This is a genomic window from Streptomyces sp. ActVer, assembly GCF_027270795.1.
Lineage (GTDB): Bacteria > Actinomycetota > Actinomycetes > Streptomycetales > Streptomycetaceae > Streptomyces > Streptomyces umbrinus_A.
The window spans coordinates 1-6,190 of the sequence record NZ_JAPWHT010000552.1 but is presented as its reverse complement, the minus strand read 5'-3'; the positions used below and the strand labels follow the sequence as shown (position 1 = coordinate 6,190).

Genomic DNA, 6,190 nt, shown 5'->3' with positions numbered 1-6,190 from the left:
CGTCCCGCGGCCGCCCGTTCCTCGGCGGCCCGTTCCTCGGCGGCCCGTGTCGGAGCGGGCCGGGGTGCCGTCGGCCTCGCCGCGTTGCGCAGCGCGTAGGCCCCGGCTCCGAGCAGGACGGCGGTGATCAGCGCGGCCACCCAGTCGGGCAGCCCGAGCGCGAGGACGAGGCCCACGGTCAGCGCGAGGGCCGCGCCCGCGTACAGGGCGACGGCGCCGGACGCCGCGTACAGCGAGGCCGTACGGCGCTGCTTGAGGGTCTGCTCCCGCAGCTCCTCGCGTACGGCGTCGCGGGCCACCTGGGCCAGTTCGTCGACCAGGTGTTTGTCCAGATGTTCCATGTGTTCGATGCGGTCCATGGCGGCCGGGTACCCGCGCCCCTTCGCCCGTAACGCCGGGCGGCTCCGGCTCCGTTCGCCCGGCAGGACCCCGGCCGGCGTCCCGGGATCCGTACGAAACGATCTCGTTCCCGGCCGGCCCCAACTAGGCTCGTCCGCATGGACATTCTGGGAGCCACGCTGCGCATCTGCGTCGACGACCTGGAGACTGCGGTCCCCTTCTACGAGAAGCTGGCGGGCGGACCGGCGCTCCGCTTCGAGCGCGGCGGGGTATCCGTCGCGGCCGTCGGCTGCTTCTTGTTGATGAGCGGACCGGAGTCGGAGTTGGAGGTGCTCCGCAAGGTCTCGGCGACCATCGCCGTGACGGACGTCGACGAAGCCCACCGGGTCCTCACCGACTCGGGTGCCCACGTCGTGGCGGGCCCGGTGGCGACACCGGGCGGCCGCAACCTGATCGCGATGCACCCGGACGGTTACATCTACGAGTACGCGGACCGCCGCGCGGCCGAGTAGGTCACCCGGCGCCGTCGGAGCCGTGCGGCCGCATCCGGAAATCGTAGCGCGCGGGCAGCGGTTCGTCGGTGATCCGGGACCAGAGCACCCCGACCGCCTCGGCCCCTTCACGCAGGTCGGCCACCTCGAACCCCGCGTCGAAGACCGCGCGTGCCGCGTCCCTGTCGCCCTCGGCGAGCAGCAGCTCCGCCTCGATCAGCCGGAACCGGCCGCGTTCGCGGGTCGCGGGGCGCAGTCGCTCCCACACGGAGCGCGCGTCCGCCGTCCGCCGCGCCGCGAGGAGTGCGGTGATCGCCTCCCGCCCGAGCGCGGCCGTGGCGGCAGTCCAGGCATCCCCGTCGTCGCGCCGCTCCCGGCACAGGTCGTCGAAGGCCTCCGCGTACCGGTCGGCGGCCCGTTCCCGGTTGCCCGCCTCCTGATCGGCGACGGCGAGACAACGCAGCAACGGCCAGAGGGACGGGGTGAGTTCCAGGGCCCGCTCCCAGCTGCGTACGGCCTGTGCGCGGTCGTCGCCATGCCACTGGGCGACGCCCAGGTGGTACTCGGTGAGCGGCTTCGCGGGTGCCGTCTCCAGCATGTCCCGCCAGTGCCGGGCGACGAGCGTCTCCCCGGGCGGTCCCACCCGGCGCGGCTCCGGGAAGGCCCCGGACCGGAGCAGCTCCACCCAGGGCGCCTGCGCGTCACCGAGCGTGTCCTCCTCGAAGGGCGTGCCTGGCAACTTGAGGTCGCCGCACAGGACTTCGAGCGCGCCCCAGCCGGATCCGACGGCGAGCACCTCACCGGGTTCGGTGTCGGCGGACGCCCGCCAGCTCTCGTACGTTGTCGCGAACTCCCCACGTGGCAGGACTTGTTGGAGCTGTTCCTCGACTCCGGAGCGTGCCGCGGCCCAGTCGGTGCCGTGCACGGTCTCCGCGTCGGCCGTCAGCGGCCCGTACGCCTCCAGCCACGCCACCTCGCTCTCCGCGTCGAGGCGGAGGTGTTCCAACTGGGTGCGGGCGAGCCCGGCCTGGATCTCGCAGTAGCCGCCGGTGCCGGGCTCGGTGAGCCACTCCTGCCAGCGTCGGCCGCCGGTGCCGGACCCCCACACGAAGAGCTTGCGGCCGCGGAGCTCGTCGGTGGACGTCTGCACGAGCCCCTGCCCCGTCTCGTCCAGGGCGGCGATCCAGCGCCGCTGTCCGTCGGGCACCTCGTAGAAGTAGTCGGCCGGGTGCTCGCCACGCGGCGGATACGTCCGGTCGGCGCCCTCGCACTCCGGAACCGGCACCCGCCGCAGCCGGCGCTCGTAGCCGAAGTGCCAGGCCTCCTCGGCGGGCGCGAGCACCCGGCGCTCCTCGGGGACGGCGGTGTTGGACCACCAGTACAGCGGCGCGGCCTTCTCGTGCGGGTTGCGGACGCGTACGCCGACGTACAGGAAGTCGGAGCCCTCCGGCAGCCACAGGTCGACCTGGAACGGCAGGTCGCGCAGCCGTTCCCATTCCCACAGGCGCAGCATCTCGCCGCCGTCGGGCGCGGTGACACGGGCCGCGTGCAGGGGTGCGCAGGCGAGGGCCGAGTGGCCGGTGGCGCCGATGTTCCATTCGATGCCGCCGGAGAACCAGGCGCCGTTGAGCGCGAAGTCGGCGGGCTGCAACACCGGGTTGCGGTAGAGGAGTTCGCGGTCGGACGGCTTGTGGAAGAGGGACACGACACGGCCGCCGTAGCCGGGCAGCACGGTCGCGCGCAGCCGGTCGTTCTCGATGACGAGCGCCTCGACCTCGCGGGGTGCCCGCGTTCTCCCGTACCCGTCGCGGACGCGCTCGGGCAGGAGGCTGCGCAGTGGCTCGTAGCCGATCTGGCGGGCCATGTCGCGGGGCAGGCCCTCACGTTCCCGTTCGTCCACGTGGTGCGTCTCGTCGAGCGGACGCAGTGGGGGCAGGGGGTTGGTGGGGCCCAACTCCGCGACCGGCAGCGTCAGTACGTCACGTCGGATGGTCGTCACGTCGACCATGGAACAGCGTGGACGGCGAGCCGACCAGGGGCACTCCCGGTCAGGATTGCGCAAAGGCCGCGACGACGATGTCGGCGAGGAGGGCTCCGGCGGTCCCGTCCGGGTCCAGGTCGGGGTCGTAGATGGTGACGTTGAAGCCGACACAGTGCGGGGAGTTCACCAACGGCCGCAGCAGCGCGGTCAGTTCGTCGGGCAGCAGTCCGCCGGGGTCGGGGCTGTCGACGGCGGGCATCACGGACGGGTCTAGCACGTCGGCGTCGAGGTGCACCCAGAAGCCGTCCAGCTCCGGCACGTCGAAGGCCTGGGCGGTGGCCCGGGAAAGGGCGTCGGCGCCCCACTCGCGCACATCGCCGACGGTCACCGTGGGGATCTTCAGCGCGGCGAGTTCGGCCCGGTCCTCCTCGAACTCGAGCTTGTAGCAGCCGGGGACGGTGCCCGGGGCCGGCGGGCGAAGGCCCAGGTTCGACGGGGCGTCCAGGACGACAAGGTTCCGAATGGGACTCACGTTCGAATCATATCGGCGGTGATGGCCCATCGTTCGTGGTCCCGCCAGGCCCCGTCGATGAAGAGGAACTCCGGCGAGAAGCCCTCCAGGCGGAACCCGCAGCGGCGGGCCAGGGCGATCGAGGCGGCGTTGTCCGGCTGGACGTTGATCTCCAGCCGGTGGAGTCCGAGCCCGCCGAACGCGTACCGGACCACCAGGTCGAGCCCCTCCCCCATCAGTCCCCGTCCGGCCGCGTGCGCGAAGGCCCCGTAGCCGAGCGCCCCGCACTGGAAGGCGCCCTCGACGATGTTGTTGATGTTGATGAACCCGGCGATCCCCCCGCCGTCCCTCTCACAGACGAGGAACCCGGCCTTCGTCGGATCCTCGATCAGCCGTCGCGCGTACGAGGCGTAGGCGGCGGCATTGGCCGGCGGGAACAGCCAGGGCTGGTGCAGCGCCTTGCTCTCACGCGCCCGTGCGATGAACTCGGCGCCGTCCTCGTGGGTGTAATGACGTATGCCCACGCGGGAGCCTTCGGCGAGGTATTCGGTAACGCCATGCATCCCGTAACGGTACGCGGCCGGTCAGCTTCGGCGCTTCATGAAATACGCCCCGCACAGCGCGCCGATCACCGTCGTGCCGAGGAGTGCCATCCACAGGGGCATGGTGACCTCGGGGATCAGCAGGCGGATCTTGGTGGCGCGGGTGTTCTCGAAGATGAAGATCAGCGCGAGCACGGCCAGCGCGATGACGGACACCCGCCCGGGCGTCATCAGGTTCCCGCCGCCTGCCTTGCCGCCGCCACCGCTGCTCTCCGAGGTCTTCGGGCTCATGCGCCCAGGATGGGCCGGGGAGCGGGACTCACGCGCGGCGAGAGGTTCCTCCGGGTGAGGCAGGGGGCCACAGGGGTGACGCCGGCGTCTCCGGCATCACGGCACGGCCGTCGCACGCGTCAGGCCAGTGCGGGCACGTCCAGTGTCAGCGTCCCCGCCTCGGCGTCCAGCTCCGCCGGCACCCCGAACGGGACCGTCAGCGCCCCTTCGCAGTGTCCGAAGCCGAACTCCTCGGCGATCGGCACCCCGAGCCCGCCGAGCCGGTCGAGGACGAGGGCCCTGATGCGGTCGTACGGGTCGCACCGCTCCCAGGAACCGAGCAGGACCCCGGTGACGCCGTCGAGCCAGCCTGCGCGCAGGAGTTGGGTGAGATAGCGGTCCAGGCGGTAGGTCTCCTCGTTCACGTCCTCCAGGCAGAGGAGGCCGCCGCGCGCCGAGGGCCGGGCGTGGGGTGTGCCGAGGTCGGCGGCGAGCAGGCTGAGGCAGCCGCCGAGGAGGACGCCTCTGGCCCGCCCAGGCACCAGCGCGCCCCCGCGCGAGTGCAGGGTCCGCACCGACTCCGGTTCGAAGAGCGTCGCCCGCAGATGCTCCTGGGCGCGGGCGTTCTTGATGAAGTCGATGCCCGCTGCCATCGGCCCGTGCAGCGTCACGAGCCCCAGGCGGGTCGCGAAGGCCTCGTGCAGGGCCGTGATGTCGCTGAAGCCGAGGAGCACCTTGGGGCCGGCGGCCCGCAGCTCGTCCCAGTCGAGCAGTTCGGCCATGCGCTGCACGCCGTACCCGCCGCGGGCGCACAGCACGGCGTCCACGCCCGGGTCGCACCAGGCGGCCTGGAGGTCGGCGGCCCTGTCGGCGTCGGCGCCCGCCAGATAGTCGAACGTGCCGTGCCGGTCCAGGACATGGGGTGCCACGACCGGGTCCAGGTCCCAGCCGCGCAGGATGTCGAGGCCCGCCTGCAGCCGCTCCTCGGGCACGGGACCGCTCGGCGCGACGACGGCGACACGGGCTCCGGGAGCCAGCCGCCGAGGTCGCACGAGTCCCTTCACTTGGCGAGCTCCAGGGTGGGGACGCCTGGCGGGTTCAGGCCGAACACCTGGGCGTACAGGGAGAGTTCGGCCTCCAGGGCCCGCACCATCGTGTCGGCCCGCCGGAAGCCGTGCCCCTCGCCCTCGAAGGCGATGTAGGCGTGCGGCAGCGGCCGTGCCCGCTCCTCCAGCCTGGCCAGGAACCGCTCGCACTGCGCGGGCGGGCAGATGACGTCGTCGAGGCCCTGGAGGAGCAGGAAGGGCGCGGTGACACGGTCGGCGTGCTCGGTGGGCGAGCGCTCGGCGTACCGGCCGGGGACCTCTGCGAGCGGTCCGACCAGGGTCTCCAGGTACTGGGACTCGAAGTCGTGGGTCTCGCCCTCGCCCCATCCCACCAGGTCGAGGATGGGGTAGATGATGGTCCCGCAGGCGTACACGTCGGTGCTCACCAGGGACGCGGCCGTGGTCCAGCCGCCCGCGCTGCCGCCGCGGACGGCGAGCCGGTCGCGGTCGGCGGTGCCCTCCTCGGCGAGGGCGAGCGCGACGGCCGCGCAGTCCTCGACGTCCACGACACCCCACTGCTCGCGCAGCCGGTTGCGGTACTCGCGGCCGTACCCGGTGGATCCGCCGTAGTTCACCTCGGCGACCCCGATGCCGCGCGAGGTGAAGTACGCGATCTGCAGGTCGAGGACGAGCGGGGCGCGGCCGGTGGGGCCGCCGTGCGCCCAGACGACGTAGGGCGGGAGTCCGTCGCCGGGGGCGACATGGCCGGGGTGGTGCGGCGGGTAGATGTGCGCGTGGATCTCGCGCCCGGCGGGTCCGCTGAACGTGCGGATCTGCGGTTCCGGGTAGTAGGCGGGGTCCACCGGGTCGTCGTGCGGGGCGCCGATGACCCGTGCCCGGCCGGTGCGGGCGTCCAGTTCGACGACCTCGTAGGCGCTGCGTGGGCTGGCCGCGACGGCGGCGACCCGGCTGCCGTCGGCGGCGGGCGTGGCCGCGTACTCGGTCCAGAG

At 72.8% G+C, this 6,190-nt stretch carries 8 protein-coding genes; 1 reads left to right on the top strand and 7 read right to left on the bottom strand.

Going from position 1 to position 6,190, the window contains the following annotated elements; all coding sequences use genetic code 11:
• A partial coding sequence (locus O3Q52_RS47170) for a phage holin family protein (protein ID WP_269654628.1) occupies positions 1-359 on the bottom strand: 359 nt, incomplete at its 3' end.
• Between the two features lie 138 nt (positions 360-497).
• Here O3Q52_RS47170 and O3Q52_RS47165 point away from each other — a divergent pair.
• The gene (locus tag O3Q52_RS47165) at positions 498-851 is read left to right on the top strand and encodes a VOC family protein (RefSeq protein ID WP_269654627.1); all 354 of its coding nucleotides are present in this window, start codon (positions 498-500) and stop codon (positions 849-851) included.
• A 1-nt stretch (position 852) separates the two neighbouring features.
• Here the strand turns inward: O3Q52_RS47165 and O3Q52_RS47160 are convergent, their stop codons facing one another.
• From O3Q52_RS47160 to O3Q52_RS47135, 6 genes are all read right to left on the bottom strand, one after another.
• Entirely contained in the window at positions 853-2,838 is a 1,986-nt protein-coding gene (locus O3Q52_RS47160; protein WP_269654626.1) for a DUF5107 domain-containing protein, read from the bottom strand.
• A gap of 40 nt (positions 2,839-2,878) precedes the next feature.
• Positions 2,879-3,334, bottom strand: a complete 456-nt coding sequence (locus O3Q52_RS47155) for an arginase family protein (RefSeq protein ID WP_269654629.1) — start codon at positions 3,332-3,334, stop codon at positions 2,879-2,881.
• Between the two features lie 5 nt (positions 3,335-3,339).
• The gene (locus O3Q52_RS47150) at positions 3,340-3,885 is read right to left on the bottom strand and encodes a GNAT family N-acetyltransferase (RefSeq protein WP_269654625.1); all 546 of its coding nucleotides are present in this window, start codon (positions 3,883-3,885) and stop codon (positions 3,340-3,342) included.
• A gap of 21 nt (positions 3,886-3,906) precedes the next feature.
• Positions 3,907-4,155 (bottom strand): DUF1049 domain-containing protein, encoded by a 249-nt coding sequence (locus tag O3Q52_RS47145; protein ID WP_055617466.1) that lies wholly within the window; start codon positions 4,153-4,155, stop codon positions 3,907-3,909.
• Between the two features lie 119 nt (positions 4,156-4,274).
• Positions 4,275-5,198 carry an LD-carboxypeptidase gene (locus O3Q52_RS47140; RefSeq protein ID WP_269654624.1) on the bottom strand — a complete coding sequence of 308 codons (924 nt, stop codon included), beginning with the start codon at positions 5,196-5,198 and terminating at the stop codon, positions 4,275-4,277.
• Positions 5,195-6,190: prolyl oligopeptidase family serine peptidase (locus O3Q52_RS47135; RefSeq protein ID WP_269654623.1), on the bottom strand; the 996-nt coding region annotated here is incomplete at its 5' end. The genes O3Q52_RS47135 and O3Q52_RS47140, both read right to left, overlap by 4 nt.